Below are 19,143 nucleotides of genomic sequence, written 5' to 3' on the forward strand. Positions count from 1 at the left end.
TATAGTTCATGTTTGTCTTCTTAATGTTCATAGGCTGCAATGTTGAACTAAACAGAGATGGCTCTGTTAAAATTTTAACACGACTCCTAAGTCGAAAAAGTGAAAAACATCGCTTAGAATCGAAATGTGTAAGATTATAGCTTGGATAATATGTCTTTTTTCTTGTTGAGCAAGTAGTGCAGGTCAACAGTATCGGCAAAATCAAGTTTTTTGATGAAGTCGTTATAACAGCGTGGAAGAGGGAAGCGACCTTCGTACCCTGCGGTTACATCTTTTCCCTTGCCAGAATCCTCATGTCCAAGAGTTTCTTGAACAATAGCTCTGTTGATGTCGTTATGCTTCGCCCAAGTAAAGACTGTGTGACGGAAGGAGTGGAACACAAGTGAGCTTTGCTCGCCTTCCATGCCTCCTACGCCGCAAGACCTTCGGTATTTTGTGAACCACTTGGTTACGTTGTTTCCCCATTTACCTGTAGACTTGTGGCGCTTAAGGTTTGAGAACAGCCTTGTCTCATTGCGCTTTCGCTGTAGCTCGACAAAGTCTAGTAGTCCCAAGTCTACCAAGAACGGATGTATAGGTGTTTGCCGTTTTCCTGCCTCAGACTTGACGTGCTTTTCTCCAATCTCGTTAATATCAATGTAATGAATACCGTTGTCTTCTCGGATATCGGTTAGCTCAAGTTGGCAGATTTCACCTAAGCGCATTCCTGTGAAGAGAGCTATTAACGGTGTCCAGAACTGATAGGAGTGCTTGAAGTCTAAGTCCTTGTAGACGCTACCATGGAATAGAGAACGAAGCTCTTTAGTGCTGAAATACTCACGTGCTATAGCTTGCGGGGCTGATGCCTTGGCTTTTTTGGAAAGATGAAGTTGTGCTGTTAGATGACTAGCTTTTTCTAGATAGCCCTCTTTCTCGCACCAGTTGAGAAAGCCTACAGCGCATGTGCAGAAGTTTTTGATGGACTTCTGACTGTATCTGTCACAAGGCGGGATTTCTTGCTTTAAAAGCTGCGCTATCCTCTTGTTTTTATATTGCTTTTGGCTTTGTTTGTTTGCCCTTGGAGCTTTCTCAAGAACGCGCATGTAGTAACGAATATCATCCCGAGTGAGTTCGTTCATGAGCTTGCTTTCACCGATGCACTTGGCGAAGTAGTTCACACGCATGGTATTGTCTGGGATGCTGCCCGTAGACCAGTCCCCGCGTTCTGTCTTGATTTCAATATGCTTCGCTACCGCTTCACCAATGGTAAGGGAAGGTGTGGTGAAAGATTGCTGTTGAGTAGCTATAGGCGCTTGTTTTGGGGAGTATTCAGAAAGTAGCTCTTCTTCCATTTGACGGGCTTCTGAGACCTTGAAGTTGTCTTTAGCCATCTCTATGCGGTACAGCTGCATTTTTGCATGAGCAAGCTCATAACAAAGTTTTTTGAAGTCGTAGCTATTTCCATGGAGACTGACGTCACTGAGCTTTAATGCATATTCAGCAGCACGTTTAGCACTGTCATATCTACCTGTAGCCATTTCTACACGAAGGTCATCTATGAAGTTCTGAAGTTCAAAATGCCACTCATGGTTGCCTTCAGCAATGGTTTCAAGAGAGCTAGTTTTATATACTCCCTTGTTTAACCGATGCTCTTCGTCTTCTTTGAGTATTTCTTGGATGTAGTTTCGAACTATCCTCTGTAGTTCTTCTTTTGGAAGTGATTGCATGTTGGGTGACTCCCTGATGGTGTCAAAAAGAATGTTGGTTGCAGCCGCAAGGCTACGCGCTTTTTTCTTTGCCTCATGCTTACGCATAGTGCGAAGTGAATAGCGAAGTTCTTTAATTCCAACAAGTGGTTGTAGGTCAGAGGGGATTGCTCTGCGGAAGCAGTGTGAGTGAGGTGTTGTGACGAGATAATCTGCCATGACGATTCCTTACTTTGTGTAGGAAATGTGTAGGAATGTGTAAGCGTCATGGCTATAAACGAAAAAAACTCCTAACACATTAACATGTTAGGAGAATATTTTCGATGGTGCCGGGGGAGAGACTCGAACTCTCACGGAAATACATCCACTAGACCCTGAACCTAGCGTGTCTACCAATTCCACCACCTCGGCACGTTTTCGTCGAAGCTTTTTATGCGCTTCGAGGAGTGGTGTTTAGCGATAATATGAAAACCTTGCAAGCTTTTTTTAGAAAAAAATAAAAAAAATGTCTTCTATATCAAACTAAAAAACTGCAAACTCAAAATTGTTTTTCAGCAACCATCTGAATTTACATGCGACTGAAGAAAAAACAAAGTGCGTACTCCAAATACGTCGGGCGACGAACTGCTACTTGAAGCGCTACCTCTTTTGCTGTAACAATAATCGCCTTCGCGCAACAGGCAGCCTGTACGCGAAGATCTAATACGAAAATCACATGCTGCTGGTGGTACCCATGCAAATAGCACGAAGTATACAGGAAATTTCAATTGATCTTTCCCAAGGTTGTTGCGTCACTATCGGAAACTTCGACGGTGTGCACAACGGACACAGAAAGTTAATTAACCGCACTAAGGAAAAAGCGGCTTCTATGGGCGTACCTAGTGTCGTAGTTACTTTTTGCCCGCATCCACTCAAGGTGCTTGCCGGTTCGCATGCCCCTGCCCTTATTACAGACTACGAAAAGAAGCTGGATTTGCTCGAAAAAATCGGTGTAGACCTCGTTCTGTTGCTCGAGTTTACACGGGATCTGGCATCTCTTGAACCAGAAGACTTTGTAAAAACTATCCTTGTAGATGAGCTTAATATGAAAGAGCTTGTTGTAGGGTACGATTACGCCTTTGGTAAAGGTCGTAAGGGTAATTATGAGTTGCTCTCCGCATTAGGAGAAAAACTCGGATACGGCATAGAACGCCTGAAACCTGTAATGATCAATGACGCCATTGTCAGCTCCACACGCATTCGCGACCTGATTAAAGCAGGTAAAGTGTGGGATGTCCGGCCGCTCATGGATCGTTTTTACATTATCCGTGGCACAGTTATTCACGGAATGGATCGCGGTGGCAAACTGCTCGGCTTTCCGACAGCAAACATGCGGGTACGGGATGAATTGCATCCTAAACCCGGTGTATACGCCACATGGGCAGAATTAGATGGAAAGGTCTATCAGGCTGTAACCAACATCGGCTACAACCCGACCTTCGGTAATGATGAAATCAGCGTTGAAACATTCATTCTCGACTTTGATGCAGATATCTACGGATGGGAACTGCGTCTTAACTTTGTTGCACGCATGCGGGATGAAAAAAAATTCAACGGGCTGGACGAGCTCATCGAACAAATTACCAGCGACGTTTCTTTAGCTCGACAATTACTCGACGCCCCAGAAGCGCGCCTTTAGCACAACACATACTTGGAGCGCCCAATGCTCGGTCCTTTTAAGAGAATTTGGCAGGAATACCTGCGCGTATACAACAGCGTAACATACGTTCGTATGTTGGTTCTCGGTATACTCGTCGGTATTTTTGCAGGATTAGTTGCAATTTTATTCCGCCTTGGGCTGGATTACTCCCAATACTTTATCCAAAACCACCTTGCCGGTCTTTCTGCACATGGAAGTAACGGCGAATACCGTCCTTGGGTTATCCCTGTAGCGCTTGTTTCTGTCGCCTTTATTACCGGCTTCCTTGTAAACAAATTTCTGCCGGACTCAATTCATGGTGTCACCGATGGCACTGACGCTATGATTAAGGCATTTCACCAAAACAAAGGTGACATCAAGCCAAAGGCACCAATTATTAAAGGAATTACAGCTGTTTTAACCATCGCTTCAGGTGGCTCAGCAGGTCAGGAAGGACCTGTATCACAGCTCGGTGCCGGACTCGGTTGCTGGTTTGCTCACAAGTTCGGCCTCTCAACAAAAGAGCGACGAATTCTTATGCTCACCGGTGCAGCCGGTGGTCTCGGTGCTATATTCCTCGCCCCTCTCGGCGGTGCGATGACTGCTATTGAAGTTATCTACAAAGAAGATTTTGAATCTGAAGCTATTGTTTCTGCGGTTACTTCTTCTGTTGTAGCATACTCACTCTTTTTCATGGCATTCGGTTCTAAACCAATGTTTGAAATTCCTGAGTTCCACTTTAATGACGCCCGAGAGCTGCTGTTCTACGCAATTCTTTCCGCAGCCTGTGCGCTCGCCGCATGGTTTTATGTTCGCACCTTCCACTTCCTCAAGTACTCTGTATTTGAAAAACTTCGCCAACGCGTAGGGATTATGTGGACCATGGTAGCAGGCGGCCTCATCATGGGTGTATACGGCATGTTCTACCCGGAAGTACTTTCAACGGGTCACCACGGTTTGGAACAAGCCATTAACGGCAACTTGCCAATACTCACCATGCTTGTGCTTCTTTTCGGAAAGACACTTGCCACATCACTCACACTCGGCTCGGGTATGAGTGGCGGTATGTTCGCACCTGCACTTTTTGTAGGCGGAATGACCGGCGGTGTTGTAGGTTTTACCGCAAACAGCTTCTATCCGAACATTGTCACTCAGCCGGGCGGTTATGTTCTTGTAGGTATGGCGACCTTCTTTGCTGGTGTTGCAAACGCTCCTATCGGCCCGCTGATCATGGTTTGCGAACTTTCCAAAGGTTATGGTCTGCTTGCTCCGCTTATGCTTGCAGGTGCTGTCTGTGTTGTTATCAGCCGTAAAGTTTCTCTCTACGAAAATCAGGTCGAAAACAAATTTGAATCCCCTGCTCATATTGTTGACTCTACCGTAAACATCCTCGAAAATTTACAGGTTAAAGAGTTTTACCAGCGCGGACGCGTTACAATCCTTGAGGAATCAATAACCCTTAAGGCACTTACGAACATTATTACAGGTACAAATGAATTCTTCTTCCCTGTTAAAAACATTGCAGGTGAAATCACGGGGATTCTTTCCATCAACGATGTTCGAAACATCCTTTACGAAGAAAGTCTGTTCGACCTTGTTGTCGTAGGCGACCTTGCCCGTAAAGGCGTTACGCTTCAGGAAGACGATGACCTATACACTGCACTCGTAAAGTTTGTAGACTCTGACCTTGGCCAAATTCCTGTTGTTCAGGACAATAGTCCTAATGAAATCCTTGGATTGATCAACAGAGCAGACGTCTTTAGAGCTTACAAAAACCACTTGAGTAACATTCGGGAAAACGAAAAATAACCGACACATTCAATACCCAGATGAAATAATGAAAGCCCTCTGAGAATATTCAGAGGGCTTTCTTACGTTTCTGTCCGTAATAAAATTCTTCAAAACTGATGTTCATTATGCTATTGGTCAGACCAAAGTGATTGGTCAGACCACCATTCTGATCATAGAAGGATTACATGAACAAAATGACATCCGCACAACCAAATGATCAGCTGAAAATTTACGAACAGGTCGTGCTCCGCATCGAAGAAATGCTGCACAAAGGCACTCTTACTGTCGGAGACAGACTGCCTCCCGAGCGTGATTTAGCAACTACGTTTCAGGTATCCCGAAGCTCTATTCGCGAAGCAATTCGCTCTCTTCAGGAAAAGGGAATTGTTGAAAGCAAACGCGGAAACGGCACCTTTATCGTTAACACAGGCGATATCCTTGAACCGCTTGCCGAAGCAGTTACAGAGCAACGAATTTACCTGTTACAAATTATGGAATTCAGGCAAGCTATTGAGCCTCCAATGGCAGGCCTAGCTGCCAAAAATGCAACAAAAGAGCAGTTACAAGCTATAGCCGCAATCATTGATGAAAAGGCACCGGAGCCACCAAAGGGCAATCCGTGGGAAAAAGATATACGTTTTCACACTGCCATAGCAAAAGCCTCCGGCAACCCTCTCTTTGAACAGGCACTGTTCAATGCCAGCACGGCACTTGAAGAGACACGTCAAGCGCCGCTGCAAAGCCCTGAACGTATGGCTGCTTCATGCGCAATGCATAAAGAAATTTTCAACGCTATTGCCGCCGGAAACGAATCTTTGGCGACAGAAACCATGCACAGACATCTTGAACAAGTGCACGGCATGTTGTTTTCCGAAAAATAAACAGCGCAACGCCTTGCAATAAATAAATTAACCACAACAACCCTGTAAGGAAATGTTATGCAAGAAGTTCGTAAAGAAGCCCGTGAACGTATGAAAGGCTTTTGTCGAGTCTGTAAAGAATGTGACGGACGCGCCTGTGCAGGTGAAGTCCCCGGCATGGGCGGTCTTGGAACCGCTTCCTCCTTTAAAGGCAACGTTGAAGCCTTGGCAGACTACAAACTGCGCATGCGCACTATTCATGATGTTTCTGAGCCTGATACCAACTGTACAGTCCTTGGTTACAACCTCTCTATTCCGGTATTCGCAGCGCCAATCGGGGGTGTTTCCTTCAACATGGGCGGTAAAGTTACCGAAGATGAATACATCACCTCAAAACTTAAAGCATGCGATGCTAACGGTATTGTAGGCTGTACTGGTGACGGAGTTCCGCCTTTTATCTCAGAAGCAGGATTTGACGCACTTAGAGCTGTAAGCGGTAACGGCATCCCGTTCATTAAGCCATGGGAAGGCGATGAGTTCTTTGAAAAGATTGAAAAGGCTGCAGCTACAGGCTGTACTACTTTTGGTATTGATATTGATGCAATCGGCCTTATTACGCTCGCGAAAATGGGTCGCCCTGTCGCACCTCGCGGCGTTGAACGTTTGAAAGCACTTATCGAGCGTATTCCGGGTAAAGTTCTTCTTAAAGGCGTTATGACGGAAGAAGACGCACTTGCAGCAGTAGAGGCCGGAGCAGCAGGCATTGTTGTCTCTAACCACGGCGGACGCGTTCTGGATCATACTCCGGGCACAGCCCATGTTCTTCAGGGTATTGCAGAAGCAGTAAACGGTGAAATTGCCGTTCTTGTTGATGGAGGTATCCGTACTGGCGCCGACATTCTCAAAATGATCGCACTTGGTGCAGATGCTGTTATGATTGGACGTCCTTTCTCAATCGCAACAGTTGGCGGCCTTGAAGAAGGTGCCTCAAAATATATTCAGCAACTCACAGGTGAATTGAAATCTGCGATGGTACTAACAGGCTGTGAATCTATTGAAGATGCAAATCTGAATATTATTACTGACGTTCTGGGACAATAAAAACTCATCACAACGCCATCCAACGGTAAGCGAATTCGCCTTATCTGCATGCATCCCCCGCTGTCTGCTTCCAACAACAGCCAGTGGAACTGATAACGGCACGCTTACGGCGTTGTGATGCCTTATAAAATATGCCTAGCTAGAGGGGGGCAATGCCCCTCCCTCCTTGAGATCAAATACTCTCAACTGGCATAGAAAAACGCCTGTCGTTTACTGAACTTCTCTAGTTCAGCAAACAACAGGCGTTTCTTTTTACTCAATACTGTTTTCACCAAACGAAAAATTCAAAAGGAACCATTTCCCCTTCTCGCCGGTCTCAAAAAACATGAACACCATAAATATCATGCTCAGATACAATGTTTTTTTACGTTATACACTCTCTCGAGAATACACGCCGTAAAAATGAGCTTTCTCTAAAATATGACCTTCCATAGCGCGCAAAAGTCCAGCTTTTGCTGTCCCCGGCTTAATCTTTAACCGGCTATCAAGCGCATAGAGCTTAAAGTAATATCTATGCTCACCGGAAGGAGGACAAGGGCCGCCATAATACGCATTCTGCCAGCTGTTTAAGCCATGTCCAACCCCACGGAAAGGATCAAACTGCTTGGGCGTATTCTCCTCAAGTCCAGAAAGCTCTGGGCTGATATTAAAGATCAGCCAATGATCCCAAACTCCTGAAGGAGCATCTGGATCATCGCAAATAACAGCAAGGCTTTTCGTTCCTTCCGGTAGATCTGCCCACTCGAGAGGAGGAGAAACATCCTCTCCATCACATGTATATTTTTGCGGAATGCGCTCTGTAGCGGCAAACGCAGGACTAGAGAACTTCACACTACTCTCCTAAGCCGATGCCCGGCTCCATAACTGTACCAGTCAAAGAAGTTTCATACCCACCCAAAGCCTCAATTCGAGCTTTAAAAGTCGGGGATTTTAAGAGCTCAAGAACAGCCTGTACCTGTGGAGTGTCAAGGTATTCTGTTGGAATAATCAAATCATACCGTTCACGAGCAAGCGGAACAAAATCTAAGTTCAGCGCCTTTGCAGCAGCATAAATTCCAAGCCCTGTATCTGCAGCGCCTGTTAAGACATTTACTGCCACCGCCATATGGGTGAACTCTTCCTTATCATACCCTGTTACGGCATTCGGGGCTATCCCCGCTTTCTTTAAGTGGTAGTCGAAAAGAATGCGTGTGCCGGCTCCGCGTTGCCGGTTAAGGAACTTGATAGAGCTACCAGCAAGATCAGTAATAGACTGAATATTTTTAGGATTCCCTTTTGGGACAATAAATCCCTGATGACGGATAGCGAGGTTTACAAGCGTAACATCTGTATGTGGAAGATACTTTTCAACAAACGGGAAGTTATAATCATTTGTTTCCGGATCAAACAGGTGCGCTCCAGCAAGATGACAGGAACCGTTCTTGATCGCTAAAATTCCACCCATCGACCCCACATGACTTGAGGCAAGGCGCATTGGAGTATCAAGCCCCATAAGCTCATCAGACAAAATATCCAACGTATTGTCATGACTGCCGACAGTAACAAGGACTTCATCCAAACGCTTTTCTTCAACAAGCAACTCTGTGTGAACAATGGAATGCTGATCAACACCTTCAGCCTGAGCAGGAATCCGCCCTACGCCCTGAGCACGGGACATTGTTGTAATACAACCAGCCCCTCTGGCGAGAGGAGTCGCTACGTATTTATCACCAACCTTACCAACAGAAAGGCGTAAAAATTCTTCAATACCAAGCTTTGACGGAACTTTTCGGGTCAGTTCAGCATTCACAACAGGGCGGGCTGGAACAGGCTTACGGCTAATCCACGAAATAAGCGGAGTGAGTAATTCTTCAAAGCAAATTACAGCACTTACAGGGTATCCCGGAGCACCGGCTACAAGCTTATCTTTACAAACTCCAAGCAGGGAAGGCTTACCTGGCATAGCAGCCACACCATGCACAACCACCTCGCCAAGTTTAGCAATCGTTGATCGGGTAAAATCTTTTGATCCTGCAGATGAACCCGCACAGATGATAATCAAATGGTACGGTTCATTCAGCTTCTGAGCTACCGTTTTCTCAAGCAGCTCTGGCACGTCAGGCACCGGCGGGATACGATCAACAACACAATCAAGATTACGAGCCATTGCTCCCAATACCTGAGAGTTACTTTCTATAACCTGCCCCGGTTTCGGTTCTGGACGATTTTCAAAGTCGAGAACCTCATCTCCTGTAGGAATAATACACACACGAACCTTTTCCCACACACGTACTTCCCAGATACCGGCACTCAACAATGCCCCGATATCATAAGGGGAAACTTGCTGATTCTGTGGGAACAGTAACTCCGTTGCAACGATATCCTCACCGATACGGCGAACATGTTGCCAAGGAAACGCGGGGGTTTCAATTTCTACGTGCTCTTCATCAACTGAGATTACATTCTCAATCATAACAACGGCATCACACCCTTCAGGAAGTGGATTGCCGGTATTTACAGGCTCATATGATTCACCTTTTTTTAAGCGTAAAGGTGCGCCTTCCCGAGCGGTAAAGGTCTCTTTTGCGGTAACAGCAATGCCGTCCATTGCTGCGCTATGAAATGTCGGCGAGGAGTATTGAGCAAACACTGCTTCAGACAAAACCCGACCGGCAGCTTCATGTGTCGGTACAACTTCAGTCCGTAAAAGCACTTCCCTATCCAGCGCAGCCTGCATTTTAGCCACAGCTTCAGTAAGCGGGATTGTTTTCAAATATACGTTTCGTTTAGATGCAGTCATAAGCCCCTCGCGGTATTTTTTTTAGTCGGCGAGCATAATACATGTTTTAGAACGGTAATAAAAGAGCCTGAACCTCATTTATATTCAGGCACAGAGCTTTCTATTTTAACGTGACAGTAAATAGAATGTATATACTGTGAACACATCCTTACTTTGCAGTAAAGTTGCTTTTTACAATCACTGTTAAACAGCACTGTAAGCAACTTTCAGGAGGCACGTATGCGCATCCGCCCCGAAAAAAAATATGATGCAAATGCAATACGTAAGGTTCACTATTACGCATTTAATGACCACCCATATACTCTTAAAGAAGATTATAAACTGATTGATTTATTACGAGAAAAAAATGCACTTGTCGCCTCTCTCGTAGCAGAGGAGCCACCGCTCGGCATTATAGGACACCTTACAATCTCTCCGATACGAATTAACAAAGAAAAAACGAACTGGTTTTATCTTGGGCCGATCGGAGTTTTACCAGAAGAGCAAAGAAAAGGAGTCGGAAAGCAACTCGTAAAAGAAGCAATACGGACAATGGCTGCACTGGGCGCTGAAGGACTTGTTTCCAGAGGTGATCCAAAATTCTTCACACAAGTTGGTTTTAGAAACGACTCAAGACTTATCTTTAGCAAAATTCAACCAGAACACAGCGTCCTTCTTCCACTCAGCTCCAATGTACCGGAAGGAATCATTACACTCGACCCTGTATTTTCCAGAGAACTCTAAGTAATACAATGCATTTTCGAAATAAGTACTCATATGGTTGTTCACTGAACCACACGTCATTCAAAAAAAACTTATGAATTACATAAAATTTATTAAGTTGCTTACTTGCACTGCTTCGGTATGATGCACCTTCCTCGCATAACGCGTGATCTTTACGCGTTGATGCTGCGTTTTCCGAACACGAATGTTCCGTAAAATGTGTTCGGAAAACACGGCAACAGCTCTGACAAGCCTGAATGATTAAAAAAAGGTCTCAATGTAAATTGAGACCTTTTTTGCGTCCACCAAAACACCCTATCCACTCTGTATAATTGATTAAAAAGGCCTTTAACTTTCTTAGTAAGGCCTGTTACTATATGGACATTTTCTTGTGATATTTTTCATTTTCTTTACACAAAAATAAAACTTCATTATTTCTATTAATAATGCTCACTCTTTTAAAGAATTTATATGAGCAACATACTGTATAAACGCATCATCCATGATTACTCAAACTACGCCAAAGAGTACATGGGTCTATACAGTATATCCCTACCCAGGAATTCTTCGGTTTTCCTACCCTAAAAGACTAATTCTCGACGACATCCGAGAATTAGTCTTTTTATTTTAGTATGTATTATATCTTTTTTATCCAATTGCTACACTCTTGCCTGCACGCTATGCTGAAGATCATATGCCAAAAAACTGATTTTATCGGTGCTGGTAAAAGAACATGTGTCATCTTATTGCAAAATAAAAACAAAAGATGTTCTTTTATTGTCCGTATAAAGTATGCTAGCATCGATACAGGACTTTTACATAACCTCTGCTGTTACATGGGAGTTAGTCTATGGACATTAAAAAAATATTGTTACCGGTAGATGGATCGGAATATTCTCTCAATGCTGCTGCAGAAGCTATTGATCTTGCACAAAAATTCAGCGCAGAAATCATGTTGCTCTATTGCAGTGAAACCTTTCAGAACCTGAAGCAGTTTAAAGATTTTTCAGTTGAATCTCTGGAGTATGCTAACCTCGTACTCACACCGGTACGTGAACTTCTCGAGAAAACTGAAGTAAAGTACACAGAGCATGTTATAGACAATTCACCAAGCGAAGAGATTCCGCGCATGGCTGAACGTGAAAACGTCGATGTAATTATTATGGCACCACGCGGAACTAACCCGCTGGCTTCCATTCTGCTGGGCAGCGTGACCACCAGAGTGCTCAAACAAGCTCCCTGTAACGTCCTTGTCGTGCATCAAAAGCCGTAACTAAAAAAAAGAAAAAAGGTCGGTGAAACTTCTGATGAAGTCCACCGACCTTTTTTATGTCGTAATTTTCATACGCTGAACGCAAAAGAGTCCGGAGTTCAGAACTAGTAACCATCGGCTGAACCCCGGACTCTTTTGAGGAGCTCCGGCAGCATTTCGCCCATTGAATGCTACCGAAGATGTGCAATACGCAGCGCTAAACCGCTAAAAAGAACGGTTTATTACCAGATAAGGTTTGTGTCAGATTCATCCGGTAAACTGCGATGGAAGCTTGTACGGGGGTACAACCATCCATCATTCATTTCCCGGAAGCGGTTACACTCTACAAATACAGCGCATACTCGCCCTGTCACTCTTTTCAGAGTATTTTTGTAGAAATTATCTGAATCCATTCTGTAAACGGTTTCAGGATGACTGTAAAGCTATCTGTGACATTTGGGAAGTACAAAATTACAAAAAAAAGTGCCGTGGCGTTTTTTCAACAAAAAACACTACGGCACTCCGTTTATCTTTATGAAATATCAATCAATGCGCTGATATTTTTTTATCCTGACTAGCTTACATTGGAAGCCTGAAGTCATTATTGAGCGAACACAATAAAAGTAGCAGGCAAAAGGAAGAATACTCCCAGCACGTAGCACGCTGCATAACGTTTCTTGCGTCCTGCAAAGTCAGCAAGCCACTCTGCGCAACGTGGCGGAATTTCGCGCATGAACGGAATGCCGAAAATGAGCAGCACACCTGATATATTGAACAGCAAATGCACAATAGCAATTTGCAGTGCAAAAAGGCTGTTTCCACCAATCACAGCAGTTGCTGCAAGCAAAGCTGTCACGCAGGTTCCAATGTTGCTGCCTAATGTGAACGGGTAAATTTGACGCATGCTGAAAATACCGGAACCCACAAGCGGAATCATCAAACTGGTTGTCGTAGAAGAAGACTGAACAAGCACGGTAACAACCATGCCGGAAGTAATACCAGCTAACGGTCCGCGTCCAATGGCAGTATGAAGCATGTTCTTAGCGCGCCCCACCATCAGCACTTTAAGAAGTTTGCCCATAAGAGTAATCGCACAGAAAATAAGTCCGATTCCGATGACAACAAGAAGGGCACCCTGAACCTCAGCAGGAAAACCACCGAATGAACCTTTTACGCTGCCGATAATCGGCTTGGTAATCGGCTTAATAAAGTTCATGCCTTTCATGCTCATAGAGCTGCCGCCAGCAAACATAGATGCTATGGCGTAACTTGATTTTTCCAGAAAACCTGTTGCCATCTCCAAAGGAAGGAAGATGCCTACAGCCATCAGGTTAAAGAAGTCGTGAACCGTGGCAGCGGAAAACGCACGTTTAAATTCTGTGCTGCAACGCATATGACCTGCGCTGACAATAGTGTTTGTAATAGTAGTACCGATGTTTGCGCCCATAATCATAGGAATGGCAATAGAGACCGGTAGGCCACCGGCGACCAGACCAACTATGATGGAAGTTACAGTACTGGAAGATTGGATAAGGGCTGTACAAACTGTACCGATGATAAGTCCGAGAAATGGATTGGAAGCAAAAGCAAACAATGTTTTTGCCTGCCCTGCTGTGGCAGTTTTGAATCCGGCACCGATCATACCTACTGCGAGCAGCATACAGTAAATAAGAGCAACTACAGCCAGCCAGCGACCAACGGTCTTCAGGCTGAACTGTTCAGATTCCATCACAGAAGCAGCTTCATGTGCTGCTTCAGGAGAGTAAGTCATCTCAGGCATACAAGCTCCATAACGTGTCTATCTAGGTGAACGACCCGAACTGTCAGACACCCATGCCTGCTTCCTCGAGCCGTGCTTTTGATAGTCACACTTTGTGACAGTTCTGTTACAGTTTTGCTTCATTGTGACAGCAATACTGATGAACACTTATATCATGTTAAAAAACCATGTTTTTTTGATGCTCTTGGCGTCTGTAAATAATATCGTTCTTTATCCTCAATCTTTTTTACCGTATTGTACCTTGGCACAGCACGACATACGTTTATCCCCCGATAAATCCTGTCTTCTTTCAATCAATAAAATCCCCTCACAGCAGTGACGTAAGGAGAATATATGCTGGATTTCACCGTCGATACCGAAAAATGCATCCAATGCAAGCAGTGCGTAACAGACTGTCCGGTTTCGATTATCCGCTTTGAAGATGGCTACCCTGCCATTGCCCCATCACGAGAGGCACGCTGTCTGAAATGCCAACACTGTTTGGCAGTTTGTCCTACAGCAGCAATTTCTATTCTAGGTATTCAGCCTGAAAACTGTATTCCACTTAAAAACAACCTGCCCTCCTCTGATCAGCTTGAAACCTTAATGCGCGGACGCCGCTCGGTTCGACGCTTCAAAAGCGAGAATGTAGATACCGCGCTAATAGATAGACTCATCAAGGTATCAGCCAATGCTCCAACAGCAAAAAACGCCATGCCTCTACAATTTTCAGTTGTAGACAACATGGACGTAATGAAAAAAATCTCCGAAAGAACATACAACTACATTAATTACGCCATCAGTGAGCACCGTGTGCCAGATGAAATGTCACACTTCTATGGCATGAGCAAAGCACACGCCAAAGGTGCTGATATCATTTTCAGAGAAGCACCGCACATGCTGGTTGTTTCTTCGCCAACCTCAGGTTCTTCACCAATGATTGATATTGCCATTGCGCTGACTCACTTTGATTTAGCTGCAACAAATGCCGGACTCGGCAGCCTGTGGTGCGGATTTGCCTTACAAGCATTTATCCATTTTGTTCCAGACTACAAAGAACTTCTCGGAATTCCCCAAGATCATGAGGCAGCATATGTTCTTATGTTCGGTAAGCCTGCAGTAAAATACTTCCGCACTGTCGACCGAAACCAACAAAAGATTCACAAAATTACTGTGTAATCATCGTGATAGATAAAAAAAGAGCTGATTCGCACATACGAATCAGCTCTTTTCTACTTACATCAGCCCAAGAATTTAACCCACAGCTTACGATTTCGAGCGCCGTCAAACTCGCAAAAGTAAATGGATTGCCATGTTCCCAGTTGTACCCGCCCATCTTCAACAATCAACATTTGATCCGGGCCGAACATGCTTGCCTTAATGTGTGCATCACTGTTCCCTTCCATGTGACGATAATCGCCTTTATATGGAACTATGCGACGCATATTAACCGTAATATCTCGCGCCACATCGGGGTCAGCTCCCTCGTTTACGGTTACCGCCCCTGTAGTATGAGGGCAAAACAATAACAATGCGCCGCCCTGCCAGTTTTTTTCACTTACTAACGCCTGCACTCTGGATGTAATATCAATAAGTTCTTCACGTGTTGAAGTATGAATTTCAAGTAATTCCATGACAGCCTCTTTTTTATAATCAGTTTATCCTGTGACAGAGGATATAGCACGTACGTGCCATATCTGCCATTAGCGGGGAACAGTTGAGGTGTTGAGTTTTTTTCAATACAACAGACAATCTTTACGTGGCAATGCTACCTAAAGACCACCATACTGAATAATGCGCTGCAGTTACCGTGAATGGCGGCAACCAGCACCAGATAGGAATTATGCCAAGGAGTATCTATGCCTGTAGTAATGGGCACTGCCGGACATATCGATCACGGTAAAACCACACTTGTAAAAACTCTTACCGGAATCGATTGCGATAGACTGGAAGAAGAAAAAAAACGTGGAATTACCATTGAGCTGGGATTTGCTTTTTTTGATCTGCCTGACGGCGGTAAAATGGGAATTGTTGACGTTCCTGGGCACGAAAAATTTGTAAAAAACATGGTTGCGGGCGCATCCGGCATCGATTTTGTTATGCTGGTTATTGCTGCTGATGAAGGCGTCATGCCTCAAACCAGAGAACATCTGGAAATCTGCTCCCTTCTTGGTATTCCTACAGGTTTTGTTGCGCTTACAAAAACAGATATGGTGGATGAAGAATGGCTTGAGTTGGTTCAGGAAGACGTAAAAACGTTCCTCCAAGGCTCCTTTCTTGAAGATGCGCCCCTTTTCCCCGTTTCATCTCAAACTGGAGAAGGTTTGGATACCATTCGGGCGCATATTGCTAAAATGGAAAAAGAACTCAAACCACAGCGTCGCTCTGACCTTTTCAGAATGCCTGTGGATAGATCATTCACCATGCACGGTCACGGCACAGTTGTTACCGGCACCATGGTTTCCGGTTCACTTTCAGTTGGTGACGATGTTCGTTTCTACCCGAACGACCTACTGGGGAAAGTTCGTGGCCTTCAAAGTCATGGCAGTGCTGTTGAAAAAGCTCCGGCAGGAAAACGCACCGCAATCAACATCGCCGGTGTCGATGTAAGCGACGTTCATAGAGGTGACGTTCTGGCACGCCCAGACACCCTTTTCCCGTCCGACACTTGGCACATTGAACTTACATGCCTTTCATCATCTCCATCGCCTCTCAAAAATCGTACAGAAATACATTTTCATCATGGCGCACGTGACGTACTTGCACGCCTCTATTTTCCAGACAGAGACAAACTCATGCCTGGCGAAACAGCAATATGTGAAGTTCGTTTCCCAGAACCGATGGTCGGAGTTGCCAATGACCGCTGTGTAATTCGATCTTTTTCTCCATTACGAACGGTTGCAGGCGGAAAACTTCTTCATCCCGAAGCAGAACGTTTACGCAAAAAAAATCCGCATTACGATATTATCTGGAATAGCCTGCAAGAGCTGCCAAAAGCTGAACCGGAAGATAGAGTTCGCCTACATTTAGCCATGGCAGCGGAGAAAGGCTTATCCTTCACTCGCCTTTGCATTTTCACCGACATAGAAACCAAAAAGCTTGAAAAAATACTCAATCTTTTCGGTGGAAAGCAGGAAGCACTTTGTTTTGACAAAGAAGAACGCTTATATGTTTACGGCAACACACTCACAGAACTATCTGAAAGTTGCCTTGAATTCATGGCAGACTTCCATAAAAACGAGCCTATGAAAGCAGGCCTCGCGCGTGGCATTCTTGCATCCGGCTGGGGAAAACACCTTTCTCCAAAACTCGTTCACTTTCTAGTAGAGCGCCTCATTAAAGCAAAATCAATTGCTATTGAAGGGGATGTTCTTAAACTTCCTGCTCATAAAGTTTCCATGGCGGCAGATCAGGAAGGCTTACGCAAAACCATTCTTGAAGCCTACGAAAAAGGCGGCATTACGCCACCAAATTTAAAAGAAGTGCTTGAACCTCTTGAAGTTGAAGTAAAGGAAGCACTGCCTGTCCTCAAACTTATGGAAGAGAACGGCGAGATGGTGAAAGTAAAAGACACCTTGTACTACCACACTCCAGCGCTTGAGAAGCTTAAAGAAATGGTACGAGACTATCTTTCTAACCATGATGATATGGGGCCGGGCCAACTAAGAGAACTTGCCGGCCTTTCCCGTAAATACGCTATCCCGCTTCTTGAATACTTTGACCGAATCCGTTTAACCATGCGCATTGGTGACAAACGTCAGCTTAGAGGTACTGGCAGCGTATAAGCTGTTATACTTACCATACATACAAAAAAAGGCTGTCCCCTTTGGGGACAGCCTTTTTATTATACATAAAAACAAACGCTAATTTAAAGCAGCAGGGTCGTCGTTTCGCTCTGCTTCCATGTCTTTCTGAACATCTTTGGCAAGGTCAGCTTCAAGACCACGACCAGTTTCATTAATAACATCGCTGGTTGTAAGTCCCGGAACTTTACTACCGGTTGCGTTATACAAAGAAGCTACAGAAATCATGTAATCACCACGAGCCGCAATCAAAGAAGCTTCCGCTGAAGAAAGGTCAGCCTGTGCATCAAGTACGTCGGTGTTAGTACCCACCTGAGCTTGGTATCGGGCTACAGCCATACGATAGGCTTCTTCGGCAGCAGCAACAGTTTTTTCTGCCACTTTGATACGTTTTGCTGCGTTAATGATGTTCAAGTAACGAGACTTAACTTCGAACGCTGCTTCCTGCCATGTGTTAGCTTCAGATGCTTTATTGGAAAGTACTGTCTGCTTTGCACTGGTTGTTGCAAAGTAGGTTGTACCCCATGTAAACAAGCTCCACTCTGCTGTGGCACCAATAGTAGTACGTGAGAGAGGGGTTGTGTTATCGTCATTATCAAAGCCGTTTACAGTAAATCCGTCACCGTTCTTAACCCATTCAACGGTACCATACACTTGCGGGTAAAACTCGCTCGCTGCAATAGTTACCTGTTCCTGTGAAACTTCTGTTGCTTTACGGGCAATCAGGATGTCCGGACGGTAGCGGGATGCAGTATCAAGACTTACTTCAAGAGGCTGTTCAAACGGGAAATATGCCAGCTCACCTTCGTAATTGATATGTGCGTTTACTGGAAGGTTGAGCAGGGTATTCAGTCGGGCTTCCTGAATAACAACAGTGTTCTGAGCAGAAATCAACGTATCTTCAGCTTCAGAAAGCTGAGCTTCAGCACGAAGTACGTCAATACGAGGTTTCAAACCAACATCATAAAATGCCTGAGCAACTTTAAGCTGAGAAGCAAGACGCTCTACAGAGTCTTTAGCAGACTCAACATTTTCACGTGCTGAAAGCAGGTTAATGAAGTTCTGCTGTACAAGAAAAATCAAGTTCAATTCTGCTAAATTAAGTGCAAGTTCCTGACTCTGAGCAGTAAGAGATGCACTGTTGTATGTAGCAAGAATATTAAAACCGGTGAAAATCGGCTGTGAAACTTCCACAACCCACTGGTAGGTGTTGTGGTTGTTAAAAGAGCTCACATCAGAATGTGATGCTGTGTATGAAGTGCTTAAAGCTGGACCAAAAGCACCGCGAGCAGCTTTTCTGCTTTCTTCGGCACTGGTTGCGCCTCTACGGGCTGCTTCAATTGAAGGGTTGTCAGCAAGTGCTTTAAGAACCGCTTCTTTCAGGTTGTATGTACCTGAATATAAAATACCTTTGGTAGATTCCGGCTCAACTGCTTCAGCAGCCTGTTTAATTTCTGTTGCCACAGCAGAACGCTCTTCCGGTGATGCTTCGCGGTCTATCTTTACATCCGTGGAAAGGTCTTCCTGTGAGGTCATCTGTTCAGCATACGCTGGTGCTGCTATCATAACACTCAGTAAAATGAGCATAAGCAGCGACTGCCAATGGCGGCATCTCATGGTCGGGTCTCCTTGCGTTTGTCTCATCGACTTGCAGCTGGCACCGTAAACAATATTTCTAAAGAATACATACTTTTACGGACCGTTTCAAGGGTAAGGGGATAAAAACACTGATC

15 protein-coding genes and 1 tRNA gene are annotated in these 19,143 nt (G+C 44.7%); 8 read left to right on the forward strand and 8 right to left on the reverse strand.

Translation table 11 applies throughout. The features are described 5' to 3' along the window. Positions 1-134 precede the first annotated feature (134 nt). The 3 genes from QZY95_RS04610 to QZY95_RS04620 form a co-directional block, all read right to left on the reverse strand. Positions 135-1,904 carry a site-specific integrase gene (locus QZY95_RS04610; RefSeq protein WP_290919847.1) on the reverse strand — a complete coding sequence of 590 codons (1,770 nt, stop codon included), beginning with the start codon at positions 1,902-1,904 and terminating at the stop codon, positions 135-137. A gap of 105 nt (positions 1,905-2,009) precedes the next feature. After that, positions 2,010-2,096 (reverse strand) — tRNA-Leu (locus QZY95_RS04615). Positions 2,097-2,253: 157 nt separating this feature from the next. Beyond that, on the reverse strand, positions 2,254-2,400 hold the full coding sequence (locus QZY95_RS04620) for a hypothetical protein (RefSeq protein WP_290919850.1): 147 nt from the start codon (positions 2,398-2,400) through the stop codon (positions 2,254-2,256). An 18-nt stretch (positions 2,401-2,418) separates the two neighbouring features. Between QZY95_RS04620 and QZY95_RS04625 the strand changes: the two genes are divergently transcribed. The 4 genes from QZY95_RS04625 (at position 2,419) to QZY95_RS04640 (ending at position 7,115) form a co-directional block, all read left to right on the forward strand. Continuing rightward, complete coding sequence (locus QZY95_RS04625) at positions 2,419-3,363, forward strand: bifunctional riboflavin kinase/FAD synthetase (protein WP_290919852.1); 945 nt, start codon at positions 2,419-2,421, stop codon at positions 3,361-3,363. 24 nt (positions 3,364-3,387) lie between these two features. Beyond that, positions 3,388-5,172 carry a chloride channel protein gene (locus QZY95_RS04630; protein WP_290919855.1) on the forward strand — a complete coding sequence of 595 codons (1,785 nt, stop codon included), beginning with the start codon at positions 3,388-3,390 and terminating at the stop codon, positions 5,170-5,172. A 167-nt stretch (positions 5,173-5,339) separates the two neighbouring features. After that, the gene (locus QZY95_RS04635) at positions 5,340-6,035 is read left to right on the forward strand and encodes a FadR/GntR family transcriptional regulator (RefSeq protein WP_290919859.1); all 696 of its coding nucleotides are present in this window, start codon (positions 5,340-5,342) and stop codon (positions 6,033-6,035) included. A gap of 57 nt (positions 6,036-6,092) precedes the next feature. Then, positions 6,093-7,115, forward strand: coding sequence for an alpha-hydroxy-acid oxidizing protein (locus tag QZY95_RS04640; RefSeq protein WP_290919860.1), 1,023 nt, complete (start codon positions 6,093-6,095; stop codon positions 7,113-7,115). Between the two features lie 369 nt (positions 7,116-7,484). Here the strand turns inward: QZY95_RS04640 and QZY95_RS04645 are convergent, their stop codons facing one another. Together QZY95_RS04645 and QZY95_RS04650 are read right to left on the reverse strand one after the other, a co-directional pair. After that, positions 7,485-7,946: a YbhB/YbcL family Raf kinase inhibitor-like protein gene (locus QZY95_RS04645; RefSeq protein ID WP_290919863.1), complete on the reverse strand. Its 462-nt coding sequence runs from the start codon at positions 7,944-7,946 to the stop codon at positions 7,485-7,487. A gap of 1 nt (position 7,947) precedes the next feature. Further along, positions 7,948-9,894 (reverse strand): molybdopterin biosynthesis protein, encoded by a 1,947-nt coding sequence (locus tag QZY95_RS04650; protein WP_290919865.1) that lies wholly within the window; start codon positions 9,892-9,894, stop codon positions 7,948-7,950. A 219-nt stretch (positions 9,895-10,113) separates the two neighbouring features. Here QZY95_RS04650 and QZY95_RS04655 point away from each other — a divergent pair, with 219 nt between their 5' ends. Together QZY95_RS04655 and QZY95_RS04660 are read left to right on the forward strand one after the other, a co-directional pair. Further along, entirely contained in the window at positions 10,114-10,617 is a 504-nt protein-coding gene (locus tag QZY95_RS04655; RefSeq protein ID WP_290919868.1) for an N-acetyltransferase, read from the forward strand. An 829-nt stretch (positions 10,618-11,446) separates the two neighbouring features. Next, positions 11,447-11,869 (forward strand): universal stress protein, encoded by a 423-nt coding sequence (locus tag QZY95_RS04660; RefSeq protein WP_290919870.1) that lies wholly within the window; start codon positions 11,447-11,449, stop codon positions 11,867-11,869. A 580-nt stretch (positions 11,870-12,449) separates the two neighbouring features. Here QZY95_RS04660 and QZY95_RS04665 read toward each other — a convergent pair. After that, entirely contained in the window at positions 12,450-13,628 is a 1,179-nt protein-coding gene (locus QZY95_RS04665; protein WP_290919873.1) for a Na/Pi symporter, read from the reverse strand. Positions 13,629-13,961: 333 nt separating this feature from the next. Here QZY95_RS04665 and QZY95_RS04670 point away from each other — a divergent pair, with 333 nt between their 5' ends. Beyond that, the gene (locus QZY95_RS04670; protein ID WP_290919876.1) at positions 13,962-14,786 is read left to right on the forward strand and encodes a nitroreductase family protein; all 825 of its coding nucleotides are present in this window, start codon (positions 13,962-13,964) and stop codon (positions 14,784-14,786) included. A 62-nt stretch (positions 14,787-14,848) separates the two neighbouring features. Here QZY95_RS04670 and QZY95_RS04675 read toward each other — a convergent pair whose 3' ends face one another. Then, positions 14,849-15,241 (reverse strand): secondary thiamine-phosphate synthase enzyme YjbQ, encoded by a 393-nt coding sequence (locus tag QZY95_RS04675; RefSeq protein ID WP_290919878.1) that lies wholly within the window; start codon positions 15,239-15,241, stop codon positions 14,849-14,851. A gap of 225 nt (positions 15,242-15,466) precedes the next feature. Here QZY95_RS04675 and selB point away from each other — a divergent pair, with 225 nt between their 5' ends. Beyond that, the gene (gene selB / locus QZY95_RS04680) at positions 15,467-17,392 is read left to right on the forward strand and encodes a selenocysteine-specific translation elongation factor (RefSeq protein ID WP_290919881.1); all 1,926 of its coding nucleotides are present in this window, start codon (positions 15,467-15,469) and stop codon (positions 17,390-17,392) included. 78 nt (positions 17,393-17,470) lie between these two features. On the opposite strand, the gene QZY95_RS04685 is transcribed toward selB, so the two are convergent. Further along, entirely contained in the window at positions 17,471-19,027 is a 1,557-nt protein-coding gene (locus tag QZY95_RS04685; protein WP_290919883.1) for a TolC family protein, read from the reverse strand. Positions 19,028-19,143 lie beyond the last annotated feature (116 nt).

It is taken from the genome of Halodesulfovibrio sp. (assembly GCF_015482765.1).
Lineage (GTDB): Bacteria > Desulfobacterota > Desulfovibrionia > Desulfovibrionales > Desulfovibrionaceae > Halodesulfovibrio.

Bases quoted from the DNA above. Each gene is read 5' to 3' on its own strand.
- QZY95_RS04665 (WP_290919873.1), bottom strand. From the start codon at position 13,628: ATGCCTGAGATGACTTACTCTCCTGAAGCAGCACATGAAGCTGCTTCT.
- selB (WP_290919881.1), top strand. From the start codon at position 15,467: ATGCCTGTAGTAATGGGCACTGCCGGACATATCGATCACGGTAAAACC.
- QZY95_RS04610 (WP_290919847.1), bottom strand. From the start codon at position 1,904: ATGGCAGATTATCTCGTCACAACACCTCACTCACACTGCTTCCGCAGA.
- QZY95_RS04655 (WP_290919868.1), top strand. From the start codon at position 10,114: ATGCGCATCCGCCCCGAAAAAAAATATGATGCAAATGCAATACGTAAG.
- QZY95_RS04630 (WP_290919855.1), top strand. From the start codon at position 3,388: ATGCTCGGTCCTTTTAAGAGAATTTGGCAGGAATACCTGCGCGTATAC.
- QZY95_RS04675 (WP_290919878.1), bottom strand. From the start codon at position 15,241: ATGGAATTACTTGAAATTCATACTTCAACACGTGAAGAACTTATTGAT.
- QZY95_RS04685 (WP_290919883.1), bottom strand. From the start codon at position 19,027: ATGAGATGCCGCCATTGGCAGTCGCTGCTTATGCTCATTTTACTGAGT.
- QZY95_RS04650 (WP_290919865.1), bottom strand. From the start codon at position 9,894: ATGACTGCATCTAAACGAAACGTATATTTGAAAACAATCCCGCTTACT.
- QZY95_RS04660 (WP_290919870.1), top strand. From the start codon at position 11,447: ATGGACATTAAAAAAATATTGTTACCGGTAGATGGATCGGAATATTCT.
- QZY95_RS04635 (WP_290919859.1), top strand. From the start codon at position 5,340: ATGAACAAAATGACATCCGCACAACCAAATGATCAGCTGAAAATTTAC.
- QZY95_RS04670 (WP_290919876.1), top strand. From the start codon at position 13,962: ATGCTGGATTTCACCGTCGATACCGAAAAATGCATCCAATGCAAGCAG.
- QZY95_RS04625 (WP_290919852.1), top strand. From the start codon at position 2,419: ATGCAAATAGCACGAAGTATACAGGAAATTTCAATTGATCTTTCCCAA.
- QZY95_RS04640 (WP_290919860.1), top strand. From the start codon at position 6,093: ATGCAAGAAGTTCGTAAAGAAGCCCGTGAACGTATGAAAGGCTTTTGT.